This is a genomic window from Paraburkholderia sp. WC7.3g, assembly GCF_050436345.1.
Lineage (GTDB): Bacteria > Pseudomonadota > Gammaproteobacteria > Burkholderiales > Burkholderiaceae > Paraburkholderia > Paraburkholderia podalyriae.
In genome coordinates this window covers 2096243-2121849 of sequence record NZ_JBNDMA010000002.1, presented here as the reverse complement: position 1 = coordinate 2121849, position 25607 = coordinate 2096243, and the positions used below count along the sequence as shown (strand labels likewise).

The window sequence follows — 25607 nt, the reverse complement described above, 5'->3', positions numbered from 1 at the left end:
TTTTCCCGGCGGACTCTTCCGCCCGAGGCTTATTTCCTGCCTGCTATTTCTTTGCCGGCAGCCAGAGGTTCTTGCGTTCTCCGATATGCAGTTGAATCGTCTTCGTCTCCGTATAGTCCTCGACCGCCTGCTTGCCGAGTTCGCGGCCGACGCCGCTCGCCTTGAATCCGCCAAACGGAAGTTCCGGATAGCCGTCGAGGAAGGTGTTCACCCAGATCGTCCCTGCGTCGACACCGCGTGCGACCTTCAGGCAGGTATCGATATCGCTGCTCCACACCGCGGCTGACAAGCCGTACGCCGTGTCGTTTGCGATTTCGATGGCATGATCCAGATCGCGGAAAGCAATGACGCTCAAGACAGGGCCGAAAATTTCCTCTCTTGCGACACCCATGTCTGCGGTGACATCGGTCAGGACGGTCGGCTGCAGATAAAGGCCGTTAGCGCTTGCGTAACGCCCGCCGCCAAGACGCACCTTCGCACCTGCCGAGACACCGGTCTCGATATGGCCAAGGATGTCGTTCATTTGCTGTTCGCTGACGATCGCGCCGACCTTCGCATCGGGATGAAGCGGGTCGCCGACAGGCACTTCGCGGGCACGCTCGATAACAGCAGCGGCAAACCGCTCCACGATGGACTCATGCACGAGAACCCGGCTACCGCTGTTGCAGCATTCGCCAGCGTTGAAGTACACGCCGAACACGACCGCGTCGACCATTGCATCCCAGTCGCAGTCCGGGAAAACGATCTGAGGATTCTTGCCGCCCAGTTCCAGGGCGACTTTCTTGAGTTTCTTCGAGGCCACCCCGGCGAGCATCGACCCCACATGGGTCGAACCCGTGAACGAGAGCATGTCGACCCGCGGACTCTCGGCGAGAGGCTGACCGACGCGCGAGCCCTTGCCCGTTACGACATTCGCGACCCCGGCTGGCACGCCTGCCTTTTCAAGGATCTCCATCAACATGACGGTCGTGCCGGACGTCAGTTCGCTAGGCTTGATCACGCATGTGCAGCCTGCCGCCATGGCGAATGGCAGTTTCTGGCACAGAATCCACAGCGGAAAATTCCATGGCGTGATGATGCCGACCACCCCGATCGGCTGACGCAACACCAGTCCAAGCATGTCCTCGCCCAAGGTGTTGTAGGCGTCACCGCTGGTGGTGCGGGCGAGGCTCGCGGCGTACTGCCACAGATCGGCGCAACCGGCGACCTCCGCGCGCGCCTGGGTGAGTGGCTTGCCGTTCTCCAGCGATTCGATCAGCGCAAGACGCTCAATCTGGGCCTGGATGCCATCCGCGATCGCCAGCAGCACGCGGGCACGCTCCGCTCCCTTCATCTTCGGCCAGGGGCCGTGGTGAAATGCACGATGGGCCGCATCGATTGCCGCGTCGACGTCCTCGGGCGTCGCCACGGCATAGGTGCTGACCACCTCGCCGTGAGCCGGACTGAGCCGCTCGACACGTTCGCCGCCACCCGCCTCGCGCCACTGCCCGTCGATGTAGAGGCGACCGTGATACACCTCGAAGTCAGTCTTATGAGACGCCACAAGCAAGGGCGCCAGTTCCGGATTCATGTTTGCAGTCGTCATGTCAGTTACCCTCAAAGTTCGCCGGCCGCTTTTCGCGAAAGCTCAGCATTCCCTCACGCGCATCCGCGGTGGTTGCCGCCAATGCACCCGCCATCGCCTCGAGAGTGGCCGCAGCACCCTCGCCATTTGCCGCGTTCACCAGTTGCTTGGTCAGTTGCACCGACACGGGCGCAAGACGTGCGATCTGTTCGGCCATCTCCAGCGCGGCGTTCAATGCACCGCCCGCTGACGCAAGCTCGTCGATCAGGCCAATCTCGTGAGCGCGCGCGGCGTCGATACGTCTGCCGGTGAGCGCGAGCATCTTCACCTTGCTCGCCCCAATGACCGAGACGAGCCGTTGTGTGCCCGACCAACCCGGACATGTCGCTATACCCGCCTCCGGGAGCGCGAAGGTCGCGGCAGGGTCCGCAATCCGGATATCCGCCACCGCGGCAAGCTCCAGCCCGCCTCCGAGTGCGTGTCCATTGATTGCGGCGATGACCGGTACGCGAAGCGCAGCCCAACGATCAAAGATCCTGTGTCCGCGCGGTACCCACTGACGCCACATATCAAGTGGCGTCAGCGCGGACCATTCATTGATGTCCGCACCCACGCAGAAAGCCTTCGTTCCCGAACCCGTCAGGACCACGGCGCGCACATCGGTCCACGTACCAAGCTCAGCGGCGACCGCCTCCAGACGCATCAGCATCGGTGGGGTCAAGGCATTGAGCTTCTCGGGGCGGTTCAACGTGACAACAGCGACTGCGCCGCTGCGCTCAAACTGGATTCCATCGATATCAGCCACGACGTGCCTCCCTGAGTTGCAGGCCGTACGGCGATTCGCTGAAAATCGCGGCATTCATGGTCTTCAGATCTGGTGAAACGATCAGAGGAAAGTCCGCTTGCTCAAGCACGTCCCTGTTCAGGTCGATGCCGGGCGCCACCTCGATCACTTCAAGACCTTGCTTCGTAAGCTGCAACACACAGCGTTCAGTCACATACAGCACCTGCTGACCACGCTGCTGCGCCATGCGGCCGCTGAACGTGACGTGGTCGACGTCGCCGATGAACTTCTTCGATTTGCCTTCCTGAAGGATCGTCAGCCGTCCGTGACCGACCTCCAGCTTCGCGCCGGCCGTGAAAAATCCCGAGAAGACGAGCTTCTTCGCGTGCGTCGTAATGTCGATGAAGCCGCCACATCCGGCAGTCAGGTACGGCTTGCTGGGCAGCTTCGATACGTTCACGTGGCCGTTGCGGTCGATCTGCAGGAACGACAGCAGCGAAACATCGAAGCCGCCTCCCTGGAAGTAGATGAACTGCGAAGGCGACGGCATGATCGCGTCGGCGTTTGCCGAGCAACCGAACGCGAAGCCGAGCAGCGGCATACCGCCCACCGCACCCTGCTCGATGGCCCACGTCACACGGCCGTTGAGTCCTTCTTCAAGGAGAATGCGCGGAACGTTGGCCGAAATGCCGAAGCCGAGATTCACCGCGTCTCCGTCCGCGATTTCCATCGCCGCGCGACGGGCAATCACCTTTTCCGCGTTCCAGTCGGCAAATGCAAATTCGCTGTCCGGAACCTTGATTTCGCCGCTGATCTCCGGGTCGTATTCGATCTGCGTCGTCTGTTTCTGCTCGGGGTCCACGACCACGTAGTCAACGAGGTTGCACGGAATATGCACCTGCTGCGTACCGAGCGACCCTGCCTTCACGACTCGCTTGACCTGTGCGATGACAATGCCGCCGTTGTTACGCACTGCAAGCGCCTGGTCGCGGCCGCCGAGCAGCGCGCCTTCGTGTTCGTAAGACAGGTTGCCCCGCTCATCCGCTGTGGTGGCACGCACGATAGCGACGCGCGGCACGATATTCGGAAAGAAGAGCCACTCCTCGCCCGCGAACGTGACCTTGTCCACGATCGGCTCGGATTCCGAGAGACTGTTCATTGCGCCGCCCTGCCGGTCCGGATCGACGAAAGTGTCGAGCCCCACCTTGGTGAGGACACCAGGGCGCTTCGCAGCCGCGTCCCGATGCATGTCAAACATCACCCCGCTCGGGAGGTTGTATGCGCGGATTTCGTTGTCGACGACCATCCGCCAGATGTCGGGCATCGGTAGACTCGATGGGCCGCTGGGAAACGAACCGGCGATGATCGACTTGATAAGCCCGTGCTTCGCCAGATGATCAACGCCTTTGACGCCATACATGTCGCCAGCTGCTATCGGATGCAGCAGCGAAAGTGCTCGAGGATGGCCTTCGGTTTCAAAGCGCGTCCCGATCGCCGCCAGCATGGCGTCGGGGCAGCCAAGGCCACTCGACGAACTGACGGTCACAACGTCACCATCGTTGATCAGGCCTGCGGCAGTCGCCATCGAAATAACTTTGCTGGAACCCACAATAGATCTCCTCAAACTGACTCAGCGCGCGAACTGCTGCGGGACGGCGACGTGTGCACCGGTTGAAGCCGACTCTTCAAGCGCAAGCGCGGTAACCAGTGACTGATATCCGTCCCGGCCGGTCGCAGCGGGATCCTCACCGAGGAGAACAGCGCGATGGAACTGGGCGACTGCGGTGACATAAAGGTCCTGGTGGACGACCTCGATGATTTCGAAACCTGCTGCTGAGCGCAGCTCGATTTCCCCGACGGCGCGCTGGGTCATCACGTCGCGTGCGATGAGCGAGCCTTCGGTCCCGTGGACCTCGAGGCCGGTCGGCGCGTACGGCACGGTGAACGCGTCGTGAATCTGGGCAAGCACGCCGTTACTGAACCGGATGATTCCCATCACGCCGTCGGCGAGGCCGCGTGTACCCATGCTTCCGGACGAGGTCATCGCGCTCACTTCGACGGGTTCTGCATCCAGAATGAAGCGAAGGGTGTCGGCGTCGTGCACGGAGATGTCGAGTACGACGCCGCCGCCCGCATCAGGGCGCTCGATTCGCCAGCCGCGGAGGTGCGGAGGCAGGGAGACCGCGTGGAAGACACGCACGTAAAGCGGCGCGCCAACTGCACCGGAAAGGATGAGTTCACGCAGACGGCGGTGTGTCGCTGCGCACCGCAGGTGATGGTTCGTGCCAAGGACAACCTGGTGGGCGGCGCACGCCTCGATCATCTGGCTCGCATCAGCCTCTGAGAGCGCAAGCGGCTTTTCGCAGAGCACGTGTTTGCCGGCAGCGGCAGCCGCCAGTACCTGAGGCAGGTGTTTTTCGTTCGTGCTGCTGATGTAGACCGCGTCGATGTCGCGATCGGCGAGGATCTCATCGAGGTTCGTGCCGGACTTTGAAATCCGATGCTTGTCGGCGAACTCGCGGGCGCGCCCGGCGCTGCCGCTGACGACCGCTTCGATCGTGCCGTCCGGCTGCGACCGGATCGCGTTGACCATCCACTCGTCGGCTATCGTGCTGGCGCCGATTAGCGCCCAGCGAATCTTGGAAGTCATTGTCTCTCTCCATTGGAACGTTCCAACCAGCGTTTATTGGATCGTTCCAACAAACTGTAGTAGACTCATTTCACCGTGTCAAATACTTTTTGGAACGTTCCAATTGTGCAAAGCAACATGAAAACAGTTCCCACGATTCAGGACATTGCAGCGGCTGCGGGCGTATCCAAGTCGACGGTCTCGCTGGTCCTCCAGCAGAGCCCAAAAATCAAGGCGGAGACGGCCGAAAAAGTTCGGGCGGCAGCACAGCTCCTCGGCTACGTCTATAACCGCGGCGCAGCAAATCTGCGCGGAACCCGAAGTACCATCGTCGGGATGGTCATTAATGATCTGACTAACCCCTTCTTTGTCGAGTTGCTCGTCGCCATCGAGCGGGTACTCGCGCAGTCCGGATACACGACGCTAATGGCGCACACTGCCGAAAACGTCGCGACCCAAACCCGTGTTCTGCAATCGATGCGTGAGCAGAATGTGGCCGGCCTGATCATGTCTCCTGCGCTGGGAACACCTGAGCAACTGCCGGACGAGATCAAGTCCTGGGGAATTCCACTTGTCCTTGTCATGCGACCGATGGGCACGGATGTCGACACGGTCGGAGTCGACAACAGCTTTGGATTCGCTCTCGCGACGGAACATCTGATTGCTCAGGGCCACACACGTATCGCATTCGCCGGCAATCGAACGGGGTATGCGGTTGCGAACCAGCGCAGGCAGGGCTACCTCACGGCGATGGCCAGTCATGCCCTGACTGTCGCCGACGAGTGGATCATCGATGTTGAACTGACTCCGGAGGGCGGTCGCAAGGCAGTCCGCTCCATCTTCGAGATGCGGCCTCGTCCGACAGCGGCGGTTTGCTATAACGATCAGGTTGCGTTTGGCGTGTTGCATGAGCTGGACCGAATGGGCAAACGTGCGGGCAAGGCGCTCGCGGTCGTTGGCTGTGACAATGTGGTGGCGGCAGAACATACCAATCCGCCGCTCACTACTCTTTCCGCCGGAGCGGACAAACTCGGCACGATCGCGAGTGAGACGCTGCTGGCCAGGCTCGATCCAGCGGCGGACGGAAAAGAACCACCCGTGCAGTACTTCGCCATTCCGCAGCTAGTCGTCAGGGAATCAAGCGTGGGCTCCGCGGGGCGCCACCCGCCTCTGTCGATCGATCCCACCCGCACAGAACGTCGCGTTGCAGGCCAGCGGCAATAGACTTCTGTCCCCTTGATGCATTGCGCGTCAGCCAGAGGGGCTGGCCGGATCGTGGCGGGCCGTCGGCTAACCCCGAACCGACCAGGCTACCCGCCCACGAATCGGTGGATTGCCTTTCAGCCCCCAGCGACGGCGTTTCACAGCGTAAAGCCCATCTGGTCCTTGCCGAGTTCAGTCAGGTCTGCCTCCGCCGCACGTCCGACAAAGTCGACTTCGAAATTGTCCGCAGGAAAGTCCGGCGGGCTATCTCCGTTGAGAAAGGTCGGCAGTTGACGTTTAAGGTAGGCGTCGTTCTTTGCACACGCTGGCGCAGCCGATATGTACATGACGTTGCTGTAGCCCTTGCCACGATGGGCATCTTCGACCGCGTGAATCACGTCGCTATGCCAGAAGACGGTGTCCCCTGCCTGCATCAGTGGAATGGAGGACAACGCTTGTTGAAGCGGACCATGCCACTCCCGCTTGATCGAAAGTGCGCGGCCAGGTAATGCGCCGCACAGGTCGTCGTCTGGCACGTCATCCTGGAGCGCGCGCAACAATACATACACCATGGCGTTGGCAATTGGCACAAGCTGAAGCGTGCCGTCTCCCGGACCTTGCGCAGTGAGCGCTGTCCAGCCCTGGAAAGTACGGAACATCGAACAGACAGTCGGTGACGGAATCTCTCTCGCCTCGGGGCGATACGCGGCATCGAACGCGTCGTAGCGGCGCCAGTCGCCACTAAACACGTGTCGATAAACACGCCGGAAATTGTCGTCAAGCCAACGTTCGACTGACCCACCGTCGCAATGAGCAGACAGCCCGAGCGACTCCGAGCCGGGGGGGCGACGCCGCAGCCGGTCCGCGTATACCGGAACGCGGTCCGGATCGAAATGAACCCGCCCTTCGCTGTCGTGTTTCCAGAGGCGGTTCAGAAAGACGCGCGTCTGAGTGAGTTCGGGCGCCTGGCGCGCTTCGACCTGAGGCTTCGACCAGTAAATGCCATAGATCTGGGGCTTGCTCGAAGCGAGGTTGCCGAAGTACTTGTCTTCTGCACGATGCGCGAGTTTTTCGTCGAGGTCATTGGACTCGACATACTCAGCGACCTGCGCGTCCCAGCCTTCAGCGCGCTCGCGGCTGAACACCCCCCGGACGACGCAGGCCCCTCGATCCTTGATCGATGCGATCTGCGCGGCGCTCACCCGGTCAGCCGCGATATCCGCATACTGGATTTCAGGAATGACAGAGTCACCGCGGGCACGCTGCTCCACGATGGTAGCGACCTTGCGCTGAATTTCAGCTTCGACCTCCTGGAATACTTCCTTATAGTTCGGAAGGCCGGCGCGCAACAGCTTTTTAACCGCCCGAATAGCGGTCGGCAAATCGTCGATGTGAAGGGATTCCATGGTGGCGTCTCCTAGTGTTCTTTGATGACTGAAGCTTAGCCTGGGCCAGGATGGACGGGTGATACAATAAGGTCAACTTCTTTGCGATTCCAGCCATGAAGGCTCTATACGAACATGTCGAGATGAGCGCCGGATGCTCCGTGCGGGTTTATCACCGGAAGCTTCCGCGTATTCCGTTCGAATGGCACCATCACCCGGAATATGAACTCACCTTGACGATGAATAGCCGTGGCAAGCGCTACATCGGTGACTCGATCGCCGGGTACGAGGGCGATGACCTGGTGCTCGTCCCGCCGGACTTGCCTCATACCTGGTCGTCGAACCGTTCGATCGACGACAGCGCCCCGCAGGTCGCTATCGTCATCTGGTTCGAAGGCGACTGGGCGCGACGACTGGCAGATTGCTGCCCCGAGTACGAAGCACTTCATCGGCTTCTGCGACGCGCTGCCTGCGGCCTTGCGTTCAGAGCGGAAGCCGGGGCAACGGTGCGTAGCCGACTCGAGGGTCTTTTGTCAGTGTCTCCCAGAGAGAGACTCAGCGTTGCGCTGGACATCCTGTGCACATTGGCCGATGAGGAAGCACGGCCACTCGCGTCCCCCAACGCATTCGATCGGAGCAACGTCGGGCGGCCGTCCGGCCACGAGCCGGAGCGGATAAATCGGGCGTTAGCAGTTATCGAGGCACGGTTTGCCGAACGGCTGACACTTGCGGAATTAGCCGCCGCCGCGACCCTTTCAGAGCGCACACTCAATCGATATTTTGTTCAACATATCGGCGAAAGTGTCGGGAAGTATGTGAGCCGTGTGCGAATCGGTCACGCATGTCGAATGCTCGCAGACACCTCATGGCCCGTGTCGGTTATCGCGGCGCATTCGGGATTTCCCAACGTTGCCAATTTCAACCGTCAATTTCGCGCACTAAAAAAGACGACTCCCGCAGCCTATCGGAAAGAGTTTGCGGGTCGGCCACGACATCAACTGAATGCCCCGTTGACACTGGAGGCGAGGTCGCCATCCCTGGACCGCTGATGAATGGCCTTCAGCTTGTGACTAAGCGGAGCGCTTGGCTCGCGATATCGTGTGCGATGAAGCGACGGCTCCGATTCCCCTACTTTCGATGACCGCACGCGTGCGCTGGGAGGTTCGCGCGGCTGCCTCCCGGATCGATTCTACGAGCCGTTCCAGATTCGCAAATTCGAGGCGCTGCGTCGGTACGATCACCGCAAGCGATCCGACTGCTTCGCCCGAATCGTCCGTGAACAGCGGCGACGCCAGTGCAGAAACGCCGTTTTCCAGTTCGTCCCTCGACAGGTAAAAGCCCGCGCGTCGGATTTTGAGCAGCGACGCGCGGAACTCGTCGAGTGTCGCCCCCAAGCCGCTTTGCGCGATCTCTTCGGCATACTGATCGAACAGAACCGCCAGCTTGGCCTTCGGAAACGTGGACAGGATCGCTTTTGGAGCGGCGCCGAGAAACAGGGGCCGCGGACGGCCCCGGCCGTATCGGAGGTCAAGCGGCGCGTCGTGTGTCTCGCGATGCGTATCAACGAGCTCGCTTCCGTACCAGCGTGACATCACCACATCGAAGCCCGAGTGTTCGCTCAACTCGCGCATGATCGGCTGGCCGATCGCAAGCAGCGGATCCGACACGCGCAGATGGTAATCAAGCTTGATGATGCGAGGGCCGAGACCATAGTCCCCGCCTGCAAAGCGGATGAGCAAGCCGGCGTCCACGAGCTCGCGCACATAGCGGTAAGCCGTTGGAATCGAGCAGTCGAGTTCGGTGGCAACGTCTTCGACGGACAGGAACGGCTTCGCCTCCGAAAACAGCTCGAGTATGGATAACAGTCTCGTGATGCTCGACATCTCTGTGCTGGGCTCCTCGTGTGTGAACGGATTATATCCGCGCTTATGCAAGCCCCATCCGCTCGGCCATTTCTGCCTGCCAGACGCTGCGCGGCCTGAACCCCGATAGCGCGCGCGCATGGTGTTCAACGGCCGCGATCAGATCAGCATCGGGCAAGTTGAAGTCGACAGGCACCCGCATTGGCTGATCGACATACCACGGCGTGTCGATGAAGAGCTCGAGGCGGTTGCCTTCGGGATCGCGCGCATAGATCGAGATCGCATTGCCGTGAGTGACGGGGTTGATTTCCTCCAGGCCTTCCGCGACGAACCGCTGGTAAAACTGCCTCAGCGTGGCAAGGCTGTCCGCTTCGAACGAAATCTGGTTGATCGGATTGAACGTCAAGTGTTCGGGGCGGCCGCTCGCGAGCACGATCTGGTGATGCACCGCGGGATCGCGGCTCAAGAACACGAGTCGCACAGTGCCGTGCGGCGTCTGCAGCGTCCCCCGATCCGTCACGGTGAACTCCAGCACCCGGGAATAAAAGTCCTCCACCCGTGCCATGTCGCTCACATAAAAACCCATGTGACTCAGCGACAGGCCCGCTCGCGCTTGCTTCATACCGTTCATGCTTGTCTCCACGTAGTGATAAACCCTAACAAAAAAGACGTTGTGTCCTTTGTTAAATTTAGTTTATTCTCAAAATAAGATAAATGCACAACTTTTTGAAGGATCGAAGCGCTGATCGCATCGACTTTTTATCCACCGGAGCATCAATGAAACTCGCCAGCTTTTCTACCCATCAAGGCCCCTCGTTCGGCATCGTTCGCGACGCAACCGTATTCGACCTCGGCAAGCGTCTTGGCGGCCGCTATGCGGATCTGAAAGCGCTGATTGCCGCCGATGCATTCGGCGAGGCCGCCCAAGCGGCCGAAGGTACCCAGGGCGACTACCCGCTGTCGGAAGTCACGCTGTTGCCGGTCATTACGAACCCCGGGCAGATCTTCTGTATCGGGCTGAACTATGCCGAGCACGTCAAGGAAACCAATCGCGAGACCACCGAGCAGCCGGTCATCTTCATGCGCGTGCCGGCTTCGCAGGTTGGCCATGGCCAGCCGATGCTGCGTCCGCCGGAGTCGCAGCAGTTCGACTACGAGGGCGAAATTGCCGTCGTCATCGGTCGCGGCGGACGGCGCATTGCCGAAGCCGACGCGTGGAATCACATCGCTGGCTACGCCTGTTACAACGACGGCTCCGTGCGGGACTGGCAGCGCCATACGAGCCAGTGGGGGCCGGGTAAAAACTTTTATCGCACCGGCGCGTTCGGGCCGTGGATGGTGACGAGCGACGAGATCGAACCCAACGCGGTGATGACGCTCGTCACCCGCCTGAACGGCCAGGAAGTACAACGCGCGACGACGCAGATGCTGATCCACGGCATCGCCAAACAGATCGCCTACCTGTCGACCTTCACCCCGCTCGCTCCAGGAGATGTGATCGTGACCGGCACGCCCGGCGGCGTCGGCGCGAAGCGCAACCCGCCGCTCTTCATGAAGCCGGGCGACGTGACGGAAGTGGAGGTAGATCGAATCGGTGTGCTGTCCAACCCGGTCGCCGACGAGTAACACCCAGCGCCGGACTCACGCTGTGCGTGCGCCCGGCGTCTTCCAGACGGACTCAGACATGTCAGATAAAACCATTTCGACGCACGCGTGTGATTACGACGTGGCAGTCATCGGCCTCGGGCCCACCGGAGCGACGCTGGCCAACCTGCTCGCAATCGAAGGCTTGCGGGTGCTGGTGCTGGAGCGAGACAAGGACATTTTCGCGCTACCCCGCGCAGTGCACTTCGATGGCGAATGCATGCGCGTGTTCCAGACCGTCGGCATCGCGGACTCACTGCTTCCCAAGCTGTTTGTCGGTCCCGGCATGAAATTCGTGAACGCCGAGGGCACGTTGCTGATCGACTGGCAGCGCCCCACTTGCATCGGGCCGCATGGCTGGTGCGCGAGTTACAAGTTTCATCAGCCCGATCTCGAGAACGCGTTACGTGAACGCCTGGCCGGCCAGCCGAATGTCGATGTGCGCCTGCGTCACGAAGTGTTCGCGCTAGACGAGACGAGCAATGGTGTGCGGCTCCGCTTCGAAGACACGAGTTGCGGCAGGCTCGGCCATGCCACGGCCCGTTACGTCGTCGGCTGCGACGGCGCGCGCTCGATTGCGCGGCGCTTCATGGGCACTGAACTCACCGATCTGAAATCGCATGAACGTTGGGTGGTCGTCGACGTATTGCTTGACGCCCCTCGGCCCGACCTCGGCGATTACTCGATTCAATACTGCGACCCGGCGCGCCCGACCACCTACACGCGCGGCCCCGGCAATCGCCGCCGCTGGGAGATCATGGTGATGCCCGGCGATGATGCGGCACAACTCGGTTCTCATGAGTGGCTGTGGGGCAAGCTCGCTCGCTGGATTTCGCCGGCCGACGCACGCCTCGAACGTTCCGCCATCTACACCTTTCACTCGGTGGTGGCCAACGGCTGGCGCCGTGGACGACTTCTGCTTGCCGGAGATGCAGCGCATCAGACGCCGCCCTTCATGGGCCAGGGAATGGCGGCCGGTATCCGCGACGCTTCGAATCTCGCATGGAAGCTGGGTGCCGTCATCCGCGCAGAGGCGCCTGATACCCTGCTCGATACCTACGAATCCGAGCGCTCGCCGCACGTGCGCGAATTTATCGAAACAGCGGTACAGCTCGGGTCCGTGATTCGGACGACCCGTCCGGAACTTGCCAGCAGCCGCGACAGCGAAATGAGCGCAGCGATTCGCAATTTCGTCACCCCGCAACCGAAGCTCGGCCCGGGAGCCTGTCTCGATGAACCATCAGGCGTTGTTGGACAAATCGCACCCCAACCCCGTCTGGCGGACGGACGCCTGCTGGACGACGTGGTCGGCTATCGCTTTGCACTCGTCGTGCTACCGGAGTTGCTCGCTGAATGTAGCGACATTTCTAGTCGCGCCGCGCAGGCTGACGTCGAGATCGTCGCCAGCGAAGGGGCTGCCGTCCGTGAGTGGTTAGCTTCAACCGGCGCTTCAGCTGTGCTTATACGTCCCGACCGGTATGTGTATGGCGTCGCTCAGGAGGCGGAATCCTTGTGCTGTCTGCTTGAACACGCATTACCTGGCCTGCAGACAGAGAGCGCATGACCTGGTAAGCCCGCAAAACGCGTTGAAGCGCGAGAGACATCGTTACCAACGCACACCCATCATTGGACAAAGAAGCCAACAATCACTGGAGGAGTCATGGAGACAACCCGTAATCCGGTCGGCGGCGCCGACCACCCGCAGCCCCCCGGCCTGACATGGTCGCAGTGGAAGATGATTCTCATCGCGAGCCTTGGCGGCTCGCTGGAGTTTTACGATTTCATCGTCTACGGCTTCTTTGCGCATAACATCGCGGCCCAGTTTTTCCCGAATGCGTCGTCGCTGATCAGCATGCTCGCGACTTTCTCCGTGCTTGCGATCGGGTACGTGATCCGGCCGCTCGGCGGGATTGTGCTCAGTAGCTGGGGCGACCGTTATGGCCGGCGTCCGGTATTCCTTGGCTCGATCATTGTGGTTACGACCGCGACCATCTGTCTGGGGCTGCTGCCCAACTACCAGAGCTGGGGCATGACCGCGTCGATCCTGTTGATCATGCTTCGCATGCTGCAGGGTTTTTGCGTCGGCGGAGAAATGCCCGGCGCCATCACCTATGCGGTGGAAGCGGCGCCGCATCGCGCGGGCCTTGCCGCAGGCATCATCATCTGCGCGGTCAACGTGGGTGTGTTGCTGGCTACGTTCGTCAACCTCGGCATCCAGACTTACCTCTCCGCTGCGGATGCGGCGGCGTATGGCTGGCGGATCGCGTTTCTGTTCGGCGGGGTTTGCGGAATCGTCTCCTACTGGATGCGCCGCAATCTGGATGAGTCTCCCGAGTTCAAGGAGATGCATGGAGCCGTCGTCAAACAACCGTTTCGCGAGACGCTGCGACGTCATGGCAAGGCCGTTGCGGCGGGCGCGCTCACGATCGCGGTGATGGCCGGCGTCAACGGCATACTCTACGGCCATATGCCCGCTTATCTCGTGCAGCAGTTGCATTACGCACCCCGGACTGCGGCGATTGCCCAGAACGCTTATCTGATCGTCAGCTCTTTCGGCCTGCTCGCTGCGGGCTGGCTCGGCGACAAGATCCCGCGCCGGTATCTCCTGCGCACGTCCGCGGCGCTACTGATCGTGTTGAGCTACCCGTTCTATCAAGCGCTCGTCAACCATACCGTCGATCCGGTCGTGCTATTTGTCCTCGCCGGCGTGGTTTTCTCACTGGCAAGCGGGACTTGGGCGTCGGTACTCGCCGATCAATTTCCTGTCCAGGTCAGATTCAGTGGAATCGCGCTTGCATACAACCTGTCGGTCGTCGTCTTCAGCGGCTTTGCGCCGTTGCTGGCGACTCTACTGATTCGCCAGACCGGTTCCCTCGCAGCGCCAGCCTACTACGTTATGGGCGCATCCGCGGTCGCGCTGCTTGCAAGCTATGCATTGCCGATGGGAAGGTTCGCGGCCGAACCCATGTCGCAGGGAAATCGACTGAGCGGCGAATTATTGCGTTGACCGCGGCGAACGATTCGCCGCGCGGAAGATGCCCGCGAACACACAACTCAACAGGCAGCCGGTGCCGTTCCTGACGGGCCACGCGCATGCCACAGCCGCAGGAGAATCACGATGAAGCATGCGTTCGCTCAAACCGCCGTCGACGCAGCGGAAAAACAACGCTCCGACGCCACTGTGTCAGGGGACATGCTGACATTGGCCTCGCTTCTCGACGACGAGTTGATGTTCGTTCACTCATCCGGCTACGTTCATGGCAAGTCGGAGTATCTGACTTTCCTCACCGAGAAGATCGAGACACGGCAGATTAAGCGTCCGCAGCCGCTCGCGTACAGGTTTCTGCGAGACATGGTGATCACGACGGGTCGTCTTGAGCAGTCACTGGTGCGCAGGGTGGATGGATCCGAGGTCGAGATTCGCGCGCTCGTCACGCAGATCTGGATCAAACGCGAAGCTGTCTGGAAGCTGTGGCACGTCCATTCGGGGCGCTTGCCGGACTGACGCGAATCGCTATCAGCCCGGCGACTGTGCGCATCCATACGCGGCCAGGAACACGTCAACCGCTCTTTGAACGGCTTTCGTGACGTTGCGCGGCGTCGTGTCCGCTGGCACGCCCAGAAGGCAAAGCTCCACCAGCTCCGCCTGGCACAGCGCCCGAAGAATGCGATGCCGCGACGGTCGGGTCACACTTGCGCAACTGGCCGGCCTCGCAGGACTGCTGCAGGAACTCAGTCACCATTTGCCAGCCGACCTTCAGTCCACGTTCGTAAAACAACGCTCCCACATGCGAGCGGCCGCCTTCATGATTGGACAGACGGCGTACCGCGAGCAGCTGCGGCTTGAGCACCGCGGTCAGGTAGTGCTTGCCGAAGCTGATCAGCTGTGGCGCGTTTCCGAGAGGCGTCTGAAAATTGCCATGCTGAGGCCACCGATGACATGACAATCTTCGCCGTGGGCCTCACATCCTCGTTCAGTGCAGACAGTCTCCGGCAAAGATTCGGATGGTAGCCCCTGGACGGCTTACTGCGGCCGCGGCTGGCCGCGGCAGCGCTCGTCATCGTGTGGCTCAGCGTGAAGACCGCCGAATCAGTCGCGAGGCGGCTAGGTCGGGAAGTGGATCGGCTTGCTCATGCCCGCATCGGACAACGCACACAACGCTACCGCCGACCAGTCGTGCGCGGCGCCCATCCCTTGCGAACGCAAGGTCAGGAAGCGGTCGCGCACGAGGCTCGCCAGCGGCAACGGCACACCCAGCGCCTCGGCGGCCGCCAGCATCAGACGGTTGTCCTTCTGGCCGAGCGGCAACGAAAAACCCGGCGGCTGGAACTGCTGGGACGCGATCAATGGGCCGTAGATCTTGTACGGCGGCGCGTTGAAGTTCGCGCTCGTCAGCAATTCGACGAGGCGCATCGGGTCGATGCCCGCCTTGCCGGCCACCGCACAGGCCTCGCCCAAAGTCTCGATGATCGCGGACAGCATGAAATTGCCGATCAGCTTCACAAGGTTCGCCTGCGAAGGATCCGTGCCGACGATGCCGACCGACTGTCCGAGTTGCTCGAGAAGCGGGACCGCGACGGTGAGATGCGTGTCCTCGCCCGCGGCCATGATGAAGAGCTTGCGCGCCGCAGCGGCGTCGGGCCGTCCGAATACCGGCGCGGACACGAAAGGGAGTTCCGCTTCGCGGTAGCGCGCCGCGTGATCCTGCGCGGCCGCCACGCTAATCGTGCTCATCGAGATATGCAGCGCGCCCGGTCGCAGCGCGTTAGCAATACCGGCCTCGCCGAACGTGACGGCGGCATGCGCGGCATCGTCGGCGACCATCGTGAAAACGACATCAGCCGACTCCGCGGCGTGCGCCGGGCTTGCGGCGACCCGTGCGCCAGCGGCGCGCAAAGGCTCCGCCCTCGCGGCCGTGCGGTTGAAAACATGCACCTCATGCCCCGACTCGACCAGGTTCATCGCAATTGCGGCGCCCATCGAGCCAAGACCTACGAATCCAATCTTCATGGTGATAATCCAGGAGAACAGTCAAGCGGACACGGGATCGCTCAGACTGCAAGTTGATAGACCTGGCGGCTGACTTCGAGCGTCACGTCGCCGTGCTCGCCCAACGCCGTCATCCCGTGCTCTTCGAGCTTGTTGATCAGCGTGCCGATGGAGCTGCCGCCAATCTGATAGTCGCGCAACCGGGTCCCGAGCGACATGCGCTCGAAGAACACGCGGGTTGCCGTGATCGCCGCGCTGATGCGCTCGTCCTCGCTACCCTCGGTAATGTTCCAGACGCGCTCCGCGTATTGCAGCAGCTTGGCGTGCTTCTGTTGCCGTCGCACGCTCAGCATGGCCGGCAGCACGATCGCGAGCGTCTGCGCATGATCGAGCCCGTGCAGCGCGGTGATTTCGTGGCCGAGCATGTGAGTCGCCCAGTCCTGCGGCACGCCTGCGCCGATCAGGCCGTTGAGCGCGAGCGTCGCGGTCCACATGAGGTTGGCGCGCACCGCATAGTTGTGCGGCTCGGCAAGCGCCTGCGGGCCCACTTCGGTCAACGTGATCAACAGCCCTTCAGCAAAGCGGTCCTGCACTTTCGCATCGACCGGATAGGTCAGGTACTGCTCGACGACATGAACGAATGCGTCGACGACGCCGTTGGCGATCTGCCGCGGCGGCAGCGAGTAGGTCGTGACCGGATCGAGCACGGAAAATCGCGGATAGGTTGCATCGCTGCGAAACGGCAGCTTGTCGCCTTTCGCGCGATGGCTGATCACGCCGCCGTTGTTCATTTCGGAACCCGTGGCCGGCAACGTCAACACACTGCCGAACGGCATCGCGTCGCGCACTTCGACCTGTTTCGCGAGGATGTCCCACGGCTCGCCGTCGAACTTCAGTGCGGCCGCGATGAACTTCGTGCCGTCGATCACCGAGCCGCCGCCGACTGCGAGCAGAAAGTCGAGGTCGCGCTCACGTGCCAACTCGACCGCCTGCATCAAGGTTTCGTAGGTGGGATTGGGCTCGATGCCGCTGAACACGAAATAGGAGCGCTCGCCGAGCGCTGCCTGTACTTGCGCGAGCACGCCATTGCTCTTGATGCTGCCGCCGCCGCACGTGATCATCACGCGCGCGTTGGTCGGGACCTCGGTGTCGAGTGCGGCGATCTGGCCTTCGCCGAACAGAATGCGAGTTGGATTGTGGAAGATGAAGTTTTGCATGGGGACCTTGCTTTCCTGCATTGATATGACCGGTCGTCTCAACTGCGGACAAACCGCGCACCGCAGAGCGACTGCGCGCCGCCCGGCGCGCCGACCTCGCTTACTGTTATTGCCGGGACTTGAAAAACAGATCGAACATCGAATGCACACAGGCCTTCAAAGGTTCGACCGAGTCCTGCAGCTTCATCCGCAACAGGCTGCCTTCCCACATGTTCCAGAAAAGGTCTGCCATTGCTTCAGCCGGAAGATCGCGGCGCACCGAACCGAACTCCTGTCCTCGGCGCAGGTACTCCGCACAACGCATGCGCCATTCGTCGACCGTCAGGCGCGCCGCACGACGGCACAGATCGCTCGACTGCGCGATCTCGCCGGCAAAGTTGCCTAACAGGCATCCGCAACGATCTTCACAAGCCTCGTAGTCGGCCACCATGCGCTCGTAGATGCCGCGTAGCGCGAGCAGCGGATCAGGCGCATCCACTTCGATCGAATACTGCTGCCACTCTGCCGCCTGCTCCTCCGCGTAGTGACGCAGGATCGCCGCGCCAAACGCTTCCTTGCTGTCGAAGTAGTTGTAGAACGAACCCTTCGGCACGCCGGCGCGCGCAACGATGTCCTTCACGCCGGTGCCGTGATAGCCGGTTTCGGCAAACAGCGCGACGCCGGCCTCCAGCAGCTTCTGGTGAAAGTCCGCGGTTCTGCGCACAGGTGCTCCCATCGCCGCGTCTCAGGCTCGCCGCGTGGCGAGCTCGGCGCCCTGACGCAAGGCTTCGAGGAGACTGCGCTCATCGGCAATGCCCTTGCCGGCGATGTCGAACGCCGTGCCGTGATCGACCGAGGTGCGGATCACATCCAGACCGACCGTCACATTGACGCCCGCCTCCAGCCCAAGAACTTTGACCGGACCGTGACCCTGATCGTGATACATCGCGACCACCAGGTCGAAATCGCCGCGTCCGGCGCGGAAGAAAAGCGTGTCGGCAGGCAACGGACCTTCAATGTCCCAGCCTCGCTCGCGAAGACGCTGCACCGCGGGAACGATCTTTTCTTCTTCCTCGCCGTAACCGAACAGGCCGTTCTCGCCCGCATGCGGATTGATGCCGCACACGGCGATGCGCGGATTCGCGATGCCGGCCTTCACGAGCGTCGCATGACCGCGTTCGATCGTGCGCTGCACGAGGCCCGGCTCGATCTTGCGAATCGCATCGACGATGCCGATGTGCGTGGTCACGTGAATCACGCGCAATTTAGGCGCGACGAGCATCATCGAGACTTCGTCGATGCCGGTGAGATATGCGAGCATCTCGGTGTGGCCAGGATACTTGTGACCGCCTGCGTGAAGCGCCTCCTTGTTCAAGGGCGCCGTGCAGATCGCGTCGATCTCGCCGGCTTTTGCCAGCTCGACCGCGCGCGCAATGTAACGGTAGGCGGCGTCGCCCGCGAGTGCCGACAGCTTGCCAAATGGCAGGTCGACGGGAATCAGCGCGAGGTCGATACACTCGATGGTCCCCGACTCATAGCGGGCCTCCGACGCGTTCTCGATTCGACGCACCGTGGCGCTACCGCCGAGAATCTCATTCGCGCGTTCGAGGCGTGCCGCATCGCCGATGACAAGCGGGCGGCACTGCTGATAGACCGACTCGTGCGTCAGGCTCTTGACCACGATCTCGGGACCCACGCCGGCTGCGTCGCCCATCGTGATGCCGATGACAGGAAGGTAGTTGCTCATAGTGTTTTGGCTGAATTCCGTGGGCTCGTGTTGCTAGCCGTTGAGGGTGTGGAGGGGCCGGCCGGGCTGCTGACTTCCGGCCCGCCGCGCGCGGAGTCGGTCCTCGCGCTCCTCAGATGAAGGTAAGCGCCGTACAGCGCATGCGCGCTGCCGAATGCGCCGGCCTTGGTGACAATCCTGAGGTGCTCGCGGCCATGCGGACGCGCTACCGCGACGCCCGGCTCGATCTCCGACAGCAATTGCAAACTGGCGATACCGACCGCGCTCAGCATCGCGCGCGCAGTTTCGCCGCCGGTGGCGATCAGTCCGCTGAGATGCGCAAACGATGGCGCAACGAGCGCCGCCAGCGCCTTCGACAGATGCGCACCTTCGGCCGGATTGAACGCTTCGTCGCGCCCGATTCGCAGCAGCAGATCGGTGCGTTCGCCAAGGTGAGCGGCGACGCGGGCCTGCCAGACCGGCCATTGCGGATGCCGCTCGGCGTCTCGCAGCAAGGCGGGCGGCACCACGATCTCGGCGATGCCCGCACGCTCGCGCAGCATCGCGCATTGCTGCTCCGAGACCGCCGAGAGGCTGCCGACCAGAATCAGCACCGCGCCGTCCTGCCGGTACATCTGCGACGGCGCCGCGTTTTGGTCCGGCGCGGGCGAGGACTGGCCGCTCACCAAAGCCACCTCGCGAGCCAGTCCGCCGGAGCCGACCCAGAAGAACGCGCCGTCGAGCGACGCCGTGGCCTCGGCGAGCGCCCTGAGGTCCGCATCGGTTTGCGCATCGACGACCAGCGCCTGCATGCCGCCGCGCATCATTGTGCCGATCGTCTCGCGCAATGCCTGCCGATCGCCGCGCAGCGCCGCGACCCTCAGCAGCGCCGTGTTGAGGCCCGCGGACTCCAGCATCGTCGCGAGATCGGCAGAACGTTCAGCGTGTTCGAGCTGCCAGGTTTCGGTCTCTTCGAGCGGAATGCCGTGCACGAAGACCCGGCCGTCACACACAGTACGCCCGGTTGCCGGGTAAGCCGGCGCGACAATGGCAAGCCCCGCGAGCGGCTGCAAGCCGGCGACTTCGGCGGCCCAGTTGCCGCGCAAGGTGGAATCGATTTTTTTGTACAACCGGCAGGCCGGCGCGCCGTATACCTGCCACGCCGCGCCCGTGCAACGTGCCGCGTCAGCGGGCGACATACGGCGCGTGTCAGTATCCACCGCGATCACTTCGGAGTGCAGCGTCGCCTGCGCCGCCGTGAGGCTCACCGCCGTGCGCAGACCAGCAGCGGCGAAGGCAATCGCGCAATCGGCGGCGCCGGACAGGTCGTCGGCGACGATCACAAGTTTAGTCATGCTCAACGTGTCGCTCCGACGGTCGAGTCTCTCGCTTCCGTGCGCGTGGCGACACGCTTTGCGACAGCCGCGGTGAGTATGGGCGAGACGATGGCCGTCACGACCACGCACGCGGCAACCAGCAGCGTCGCACTTTTGGCGGCTTCAGCGTAGACCGGATTGGCCGCGGCGATCAGCGCCGGCACCGCCGCGCCGTTGCCCGCCGTGTTGGCGGCCGCCACCCCAGCGACACCCGTGCCGCCCGTCAGCCGATCGGTCAGGTAAAGGGGAATGCCCGTGACGATCACCACGGCAATGCCGAGGCCGATGCCCAGCAGGCCCGCTTGCCATACCTTGTGCAGGTCGAGGCTCGCACCGAGCGCCAACGCGAAGAACGGAATCATGACCGGCACGGCGCGGCCAAGAAAGGCGCGCATTTCCCGGTCGAGATTGCCCAGCAGCATGCCGGCCGCCAGCGGCAGGACGCTGCCGACCAGCGTCTGCCAGGGAAACGCCGAAAGCCCGGCCACGCCGAGCGTGACCATGGTGAGGAACGGGCCGGATTCGAGCGACATGATCGTGTACGCGCCGACGTCTTCAGATTTGCCATATTGCCCCATCAACGCCATGTAGAGGCCGCCGTTGGTGTCGTTCATCGCGGCGACCACCGCGAGCGTCGACATTCCGGCGAACAGTCCGGAGGAGACGGGCATCTCGCCAAGAAAATGGCCCAGCACGAAACCGACGACAATCGCCGTCCCCACCTTCGCGGCAAACAGCGCGCCGCCCTTTTTCAGCAGATAGGGCGTCGCCTTGATATCGATGGACGAGCCCATGCACACGTAGAACACAGCAAGGATAGGCAACGCACCCGTAAACAGCGCATTCGTGAAGGAACCGAAGAATTTCGGCATGCCCGGCAGAAAGGTGGCGATGACTGCGCCGAGCAGGAGCGGGACGATCATCATTCCGCCGGGTACGCGTTCGATTGCGCGCTTGATGGGTAGTTGGGCCATAGTTGTCTCAAGGTTGTTTGTGATCGATATGATCACCTTAATGATCGATTCAATCATTTATGAGTGTACGCCCGCCCTCCGCTTCGCGCAAATATTTCTGGAATAACCCTTTTTATAGCCGACATTTTGAAAATTTTGGGGCGATGGGCTTCCCGCCTGAATTGATCGATTCAATCAATTCAGTCAATTTAACGCAGCAGGCCTGCAGCCGCAGGCGGGCACATTCGCGCGGCCGCACACCTGCCTGCCCGCCCCATTGCCCCGCCAGCCCGTTTGATTACACTTACGCGATTCGACGCCTTTACACGGCGCACCACCCAGGCAAACCATCACCATGAAAGTTACGAACCGCCGCGAGGCAATGCTGCAGGCCGTCCTCTCCGGCATGACGGCTGTCAGCGCGTTGTGCGAGCACTTCGGCATGTCCGAGGCGACGGTTCGCCGCGACCTGCGCGCGCTCGCCGACGAACGGCGCATCGTGCGCACCTACGGAGGCGCGGCCGCTTCGCTCGGTACTCACGAACCCGAGGAATCGCTCGATAGCCGCCGCGAGAGTTTTCGCGAGCAAAAGGAGGCCATCGCGCGCGTGGCCGTCAGCCATGTGCAGGATGGCGACGCCATCTTTCTCGACGGCGGCACCACCACCGCGGCAATGGCACGTTTGCTCGCCGGCCGTCGCGAGGTTCACGTTGTGACCAACAATCTGTTGGCCGTCAACACGCTCGCTGCGAGCGAAGTGCCCGTCACGCTGATCGGCGGCGATCTGCGTCCCACCAGCATGAGCACGCTCGGCCCGCTTGCGCAGCTTGCCCTGAGCCGCCTGTCGGTCGACAAGGCATTTCTCGGCGCGGACGGCGTGGTGGCTGACCGAGGCCTCTGCGAGGCGTCAGCGGAGCAGGCCTACCTGAAGGAATGCGTCATCAGGCAGGCTGCCCAACTTTTCGTGCTGGTCACCTCGCACAAGCTGGACCGCGCAAGCCAGCAACACTGGACACCGCTCGAACGCGAGTGGACGCTCGTGACCGATGCCCGTCGCGACGCACCTGAGATGACCTCATTCCTGTTGCACGGCGAGGTGACCGTCGAGACGGCGCGGTAGCATGGGCACATTGACTGCCAGGTATAACGGCTGCATCGAGTCGCTGTTCAACTCGGCCTGCGAGCAATGAAGTCAATTTCGACGAGCGCGTCACGCGCCAATCCGGTTACGCCGATACAGGTCCGCGCCGGCAATCTCCCGGTCGGAACATAAGCTGCATAGACCGCGTTCATCGTCGCGTAATCCCGTTTGAATTCGGTCAGGAAAATCCGCGCCGAAAGGACATGTTCAAGGCCCAGACCCATCCCTTTCAACACCAGTATCAGATTGTCCATCACTCGTGTCGTCTGGGCGGCCACGCCTTCGGGAAGCGGTGCGTTGTCGTCCTGCGGCGACGTTGGCATCTGGCCTGTGAGAAACACCCAGCCGTCGTGCTCGGTTGCATGTGAGAAAGGGCCTACCGGTGTCGGGCCGCCCTCGACCATCCAGAATTTTGTAGATACATCCATCTGCGACAACTCCGTGGAAACAAGGAAAGCATCGTGCGGGCACCGCTTCGGCAAACCGATCGCGCACGCACGACAAGATGATTTATTCCGCGAACAAGGCTTTGCGGATGATCGCGTGCACACCCCAGTTGCCGTCGACAACCTGTGTCACACCAAAGTCGACTGCGACCGACATCAACGAGATTGCTTCGTCTTCGGTAAGGCCCTTGGTCGTCATCAGAAAGCGGCGCGTCTTGATGAACGCGTCACGCATCGCGAGATCCAGCGTCGACTTCTCGTAGACCTTGCTCTGCGCGTGCGTGCCGAATTCAGCCAGATAGTTAGCATGACTGAATCCATGCAGCACCCACTCGTCGGCGGTTTCGACGAGCGGATACGTGAGATCCGCATACGGTTGGCCGGCCAGAGTTGCTCTCTTGTGCAACACCAGTTGGAACTCGCCGGTCAGCGAGCATTCGATCGCCGTCCCACATAGCTCGGAATCGCCCTGCGATGCGTGCGGATCCCCGACCGACAGCAATGCGCCGGGAACACCCACTGGCAGATAGACGCTCGCCCCCTGCGCGACGCGCCAGTTGTCCAGGTTGCCGCCGAACGCGGACGGCGGAATCGAGTCGATGAGACCGTCCTGTTGCGGCGCGACCGCGATCAGACCGAAATGCGGGCGCACCGGAATCTTGACGCCCTTGAGAATTCCATAATTTTCCTCAACGGTGGAATGATCGACCGGAACGCCCGGATAGTCGATGGTCGGATGCACGACGCCGAACGGATCGCGTTGCGGCGTCCAGCGGTAGTTGTAGACCGCGCGCGCAAAGGGCGTGCCCTGGTCCGGCCGGGGCTCCGCGTCGAGTTCATAAATCGTGACGACTTCGCGCGGTTTAGGCTCGGTCAACAATTCACGGTAATGGAAACCCCACCACGCGGCCGCATTGCTGCCGAACGCCCGCCCGCTGAATTGCGGATTCGCGCAGCGCCGCGGATGCACCTCGAGGATCCTGACTTCCAGTATGTCGCCCGGCTCGGCGCCACGTACCGCAATCGGGCCGGTGCAGATATGCACCCCAAACCCTTCGCCTGCGCCTCGACCGTAGATCGATGCGTCGATCGGTCCGGCGCCGCGCCGGTTCACGTTTTTGCGCTCGGCGGTCCAGTGGAACACGCTTTCAGCGCCTGGATCGCCGGCCACCATACGTGCCCAGTCGTCCGACGCATGCTGCGTCAGTGTCTCGATCGTCACGCTATCGCCGCTGTCGACTTCGAGCACCGGCTTCAGGTCGTGTGAGAAATAGCCCCAATGTACCGTGTTGGCCGTTGCACGCAACAGATGGTGGCGCGGCCGGCCGGACCGGCTGCCGATTGCCTGCCTCGAGCCGGTTCGCGAGTCGACGGGGCGACTGGCCACGATCGCACCGGCAGAGTCGAGCGTTGCTTCGCGCGACGACGCTTTCGCGGGAACCAGCAGCGCATCCGTGTTGAGCGGCAATCCGCGCGAAATGCGCTGCACCACTTGCCGGGCCAGATCGAGGCTCGCTTCATGACGGAAGGCGCGCGGCGACGTCTTGTACTGCTCGCGAAACGCACGGCTGAAATGCGCGGGATCGTTGAAGCCCCAACGAAAACAGATATCCGAAATCGACGTCTTTTCGTGGAGCGGATCGACGAGTTCAGCCCTGCAACGTTCAAGGCGGCTGAGCCGCAAATACGTGGAGAAGCTCTGGCCGGCAGTTTCGAACAGCTTTTGCAGGTAGCGCTGCGAGACGCGCTCCTCTGCGGCGAGACGCGTGAGACTGATGTTGGGGTCGCCCAGTTGCGCATCGATACTGCGGCACACGCGCGAGAAGATGGCCGCCTGTGACGATGTCAGTCCGCTAATCGGCGTTTCGCGCTGTTGCACGGACAGAATCGCCACCAGAAACTCGACCAGTGCGAGCTCAAGCGGACGCAGGTCGTTGGCGGACAACGTCTCCACGCCTTCCGCAAGCGACGCAAGAAAACCGGAAAACACATGCCCGACACCGGCATCTCCGGCGATCCGGCCGGCGTTCATCGACGATGCAAACAGCCGCCCCCTGATCGCCGAGCGCGGTACACGCGCGACAAATGCGCGGAAATCGGTCGCGAAGAGCAGCGAGGCGCCTTCGCCCGACGGCAGAAAGATGAGGTCGTTCACTGCCAGAGGCTGACGTCCGCTGTTGGCCTGCAGCGTCGCCACACCGTCAAGGTGCAGCACAATCAGCACGCCGTCGCCACCGGCAGCATTCGGTTCGAGCGTCTGCGCCACCGACGCCAGCAGGCCCAGATCGAAACCGCCGGGCGACCGCTGCGCGACGATCGTGCCACGCAACGCCCGCACAGAAGCAATCGCACCGCTACGCCACCCCATCGTGTCAAGCGCTTTAACCCACGCGCGAAGCCGTTCGGCCTCCGAATAGGACTCGGTAGTAAAGCGCAGCAACTCCAACGTTGACTCCAGAACAGACGCCCGTCGCACGAGCGCAACGCCCGCTACCCGAGGACAGATTCGACGAGCGGTACGGGCCGCCCAAAAAAGCAATAACCGCACCAACGCGGGTCGGGTGCATCGCGAGGGCGTGGCGCCCCGAGCGCCGGTGCACGCCCGACCACGATGATTGCGCGCGCAGGCACCAGCAACGCCCCTATGCACCGATCTGACGCATACGGGACGTCCGCGCACGCGCGCGACGAATCGCCTGCGGCCCGAG

General features: G+C 62.2%; 23 protein-coding genes and 1 pseudogene. 7 read left to right on the top strand and 17 right to left on the bottom strand.

All coding sequences use genetic code 11. The features are described 5' to 3' along the window. Window positions 1-43 precede the first annotated feature (43 nt). From OKW43_RS21140 to OKW43_RS21125, 4 genes are read right to left on the bottom strand one after another with little or no spacing between them, the layout of a single operon-like run. Window positions 44-1570, bottom strand: a complete 1527-nt coding sequence (locus OKW43_RS21140; RefSeq protein ID WP_429451747.1) for an aldehyde dehydrogenase family protein — start codon at window positions 1568-1570, stop codon at window positions 44-46. Window positions 1571-1586: 16 nt separating this feature from the next. Then, the gene (locus OKW43_RS21135) at window positions 1587-2369 is read right to left on the bottom strand and encodes an enoyl-CoA hydratase/isomerase family protein (protein ID WP_187632693.1); all 783 of its coding nucleotides are present in this window, start codon (window positions 2367-2369) and stop codon (window positions 1587-1589) included. Continuing rightward, complete coding sequence (locus tag OKW43_RS21130) at window positions 2362-3933, bottom strand: acyl CoA:acetate/3-ketoacid CoA transferase (RefSeq protein WP_429451745.1); 1572 nt, start codon at window positions 3931-3933, stop codon at window positions 2362-2364. Before OKW43_RS21130 ends, OKW43_RS21135 begins: the two co-directional genes overlap by 8 nt. A 45-nt stretch (window positions 3934-3978) precedes the next feature. Then, window positions 3979-4998, bottom strand: a complete 1020-nt coding sequence (locus tag OKW43_RS21125) for a Gfo/Idh/MocA family protein (protein WP_429449611.1) — start codon at window positions 4996-4998, stop codon at window positions 3979-3981. Window positions 4999-5115: 117 nt separating this feature from the next. Between OKW43_RS21125 and OKW43_RS21120 the strand changes: the two genes are divergently transcribed. Beyond that, window positions 5116-6201 (top strand): LacI family DNA-binding transcriptional regulator, encoded by a 1086-nt coding sequence (locus OKW43_RS21120; protein WP_429449608.1) that lies wholly within the window; start codon window positions 5116-5118, stop codon window positions 6199-6201. A 137-nt stretch (window positions 6202-6338) separates the two neighbouring features. Here OKW43_RS21120 and OKW43_RS21115 read toward each other — a convergent pair whose 3' ends face one another. After that, a complete protein-coding gene (locus OKW43_RS21115) occupies window positions 6339-7586 on the bottom strand; it encodes a DUF1479 domain-containing protein (RefSeq protein ID WP_429449606.1) in 1248 nt (415 codons plus the stop codon). A 95-nt stretch (window positions 7587-7681) separates the two neighbouring features. Here OKW43_RS21115 and OKW43_RS21110 point away from each other — a divergent pair, with 95 nt between their 5' ends. Then, window positions 7682-8614 carry a helix-turn-helix domain-containing protein gene (locus tag OKW43_RS21110; RefSeq protein ID WP_429449605.1) on the top strand — a complete coding sequence of 311 codons (933 nt, stop codon included), beginning with the start codon at window positions 7682-7684 and terminating at the stop codon, window positions 8612-8614. Between the two features lie 21 nt (window positions 8615-8635). Here OKW43_RS21110 and OKW43_RS21105 read toward each other — a convergent pair whose 3' ends face one another. Continuing rightward, window positions 8636-9448: an IclR family transcriptional regulator gene (locus OKW43_RS21105; protein ID WP_187632698.1), complete on the bottom strand. Its 813-nt coding sequence runs from the start codon at window positions 9446-9448 to the stop codon at window positions 8636-8638. A gap of 43 nt (window positions 9449-9491) precedes the next feature. After that, entirely contained in the window at window positions 9492-10058 is a 567-nt protein-coding gene (locus OKW43_RS21100) for a VOC family protein (protein WP_187632699.1), read from the bottom strand. Window positions 10059-10204: 146 nt separating this feature from the next. Between OKW43_RS21100 and OKW43_RS21095 the strand changes: the two genes are divergently transcribed. From OKW43_RS21095 to OKW43_RS21080, 4 genes are all read left to right on the top strand, one after another. Continuing rightward, window positions 10205-11053 (top strand): fumarylacetoacetate hydrolase family protein, encoded by an 849-nt coding sequence (locus OKW43_RS21095; protein ID WP_187632700.1) that lies wholly within the window; start codon window positions 10205-10207, stop codon window positions 11051-11053. A 58-nt stretch (window positions 11054-11111) separates the two neighbouring features. Next, window positions 11112-12635 carry a bifunctional 3-(3-hydroxy-phenyl)propionate/3-hydroxycinnamic acid hydroxylase gene (locus OKW43_RS21090; RefSeq protein WP_429449602.1) on the top strand — a complete coding sequence of 508 codons (1524 nt, stop codon included), beginning with the start codon at window positions 11112-11114 and terminating at the stop codon, window positions 12633-12635. 96 nt (window positions 12636-12731) lie between these two features. Beyond that, on the top strand, window positions 12732-14078 hold the full coding sequence (locus OKW43_RS21085; protein ID WP_429449600.1) for an MFS transporter: 1347 nt from the start codon (window positions 12732-12734) through the stop codon (window positions 14076-14078). 111 nt (window positions 14079-14189) lie between these two features. Then, on the top strand, window positions 14190-14576 hold the full coding sequence (locus OKW43_RS21080; protein ID WP_429449598.1) for a nuclear transport factor 2 family protein: 387 nt from the start codon (window positions 14190-14192) through the stop codon (window positions 14574-14576). 12 nt (window positions 14577-14588) lie between these two features. Here OKW43_RS21080 and OKW43_RS21075 read toward each other — a convergent pair whose 3' ends face one another. The 8 genes and pseudogenes from OKW43_RS21075 to OKW43_RS21040 all read right to left on the bottom strand — a co-directional run bounded on the left by OKW43_RS21075 (window position 14589) and on the right by OKW43_RS21040 (window position 21333). Continuing rightward, window positions 14589-14687: a hypothetical protein gene (locus OKW43_RS21075; RefSeq protein WP_429449596.1), complete on the bottom strand. Its 99-nt coding sequence runs from the start codon at window positions 14685-14687 to the stop codon at window positions 14589-14591. A gap of 103 nt (window positions 14688-14790) precedes the next feature. Beyond that, window positions 14791-14922 (bottom strand): annotated as a pseudogene (locus OKW43_RS21070) (TetR/AcrR family transcriptional regulator); the annotation flags it as partial. A 254-nt stretch (window positions 14923-15176) separates the two neighbouring features. Then, window positions 15177-16082 carry an NAD(P)-dependent oxidoreductase gene (locus OKW43_RS21065; RefSeq protein WP_187632703.1) on the bottom strand — a complete coding sequence of 302 codons (906 nt, stop codon included), beginning with the start codon at window positions 16080-16082 and terminating at the stop codon, window positions 15177-15179. Between the two features lie 41 nt (window positions 16083-16123). Then, window positions 16124-17278 carry an alcohol dehydrogenase gene (yqhD, locus tag OKW43_RS21060; RefSeq protein WP_429449593.1) on the bottom strand — a complete coding sequence of 385 codons (1155 nt, stop codon included), beginning with the start codon at window positions 17276-17278 and terminating at the stop codon, window positions 16124-16126. Window positions 17279-17384: 106 nt separating this feature from the next. Next, window positions 17385-17981: a TetR/AcrR family transcriptional regulator gene (locus tag OKW43_RS21055; RefSeq protein ID WP_429449591.1), complete on the bottom strand. Its 597-nt coding sequence runs from the start codon at window positions 17979-17981 to the stop codon at window positions 17385-17387. 21 nt (window positions 17982-18002) lie between these two features. Then, window positions 18003-19004, bottom strand: coding sequence for a 4-hydroxythreonine-4-phosphate dehydrogenase PdxA (pdxA, locus tag OKW43_RS21050; protein ID WP_429449589.1), 1002 nt, complete (start codon window positions 19002-19004; stop codon window positions 18003-18005). Further along, window positions 19001-20338 carry a four-carbon acid sugar kinase family protein gene (locus OKW43_RS21045; RefSeq protein ID WP_429449587.1) on the bottom strand — a complete coding sequence of 446 codons (1338 nt, stop codon included), beginning with the start codon at window positions 20336-20338 and terminating at the stop codon, window positions 19001-19003. The genes pdxA and OKW43_RS21045 overlap by 4 nt, the downstream gene beginning before the upstream one ends. Window positions 20339-20340: 2 nt before the next feature. After that, window positions 20341-21333 carry a 2-keto-3-deoxygluconate permease gene (locus OKW43_RS21040; protein ID WP_026226515.1) on the bottom strand — a complete coding sequence of 331 codons (993 nt, stop codon included), beginning with the start codon at window positions 21331-21333 and terminating at the stop codon, window positions 20341-20343. Window positions 21334-21667: 334 nt separating this feature from the next. Here OKW43_RS21040 and OKW43_RS21035 point away from each other — a divergent pair, with 334 nt between their 5' ends. Beyond that, window positions 21668-22432, top strand: coding sequence for a DeoR/GlpR family DNA-binding transcription regulator (locus OKW43_RS21035; protein ID WP_429449585.1), 765 nt, complete (start codon window positions 21668-21670; stop codon window positions 22430-22432). A 47-nt stretch (window positions 22433-22479) separates the two neighbouring features. Here the strand turns inward: OKW43_RS21035 and OKW43_RS21030 are convergent, their stop codons facing one another. Together OKW43_RS21030 and OKW43_RS21025 are read right to left on the bottom strand one after the other, a co-directional pair. Next, window positions 22480-22881: a RidA family protein gene (locus tag OKW43_RS21030; RefSeq protein ID WP_429449583.1), complete on the bottom strand. Its 402-nt coding sequence runs from the start codon at window positions 22879-22881 to the stop codon at window positions 22480-22482. 82 nt (window positions 22882-22963) lie between these two features. Continuing rightward, complete coding sequence (locus tag OKW43_RS21025; protein WP_429449581.1) at window positions 22964-25345, bottom strand: acetamidase/formamidase family protein; 2382 nt, start codon at window positions 25343-25345, stop codon at window positions 22964-22966. Window positions 25346-25607 lie beyond the last annotated feature (262 nt).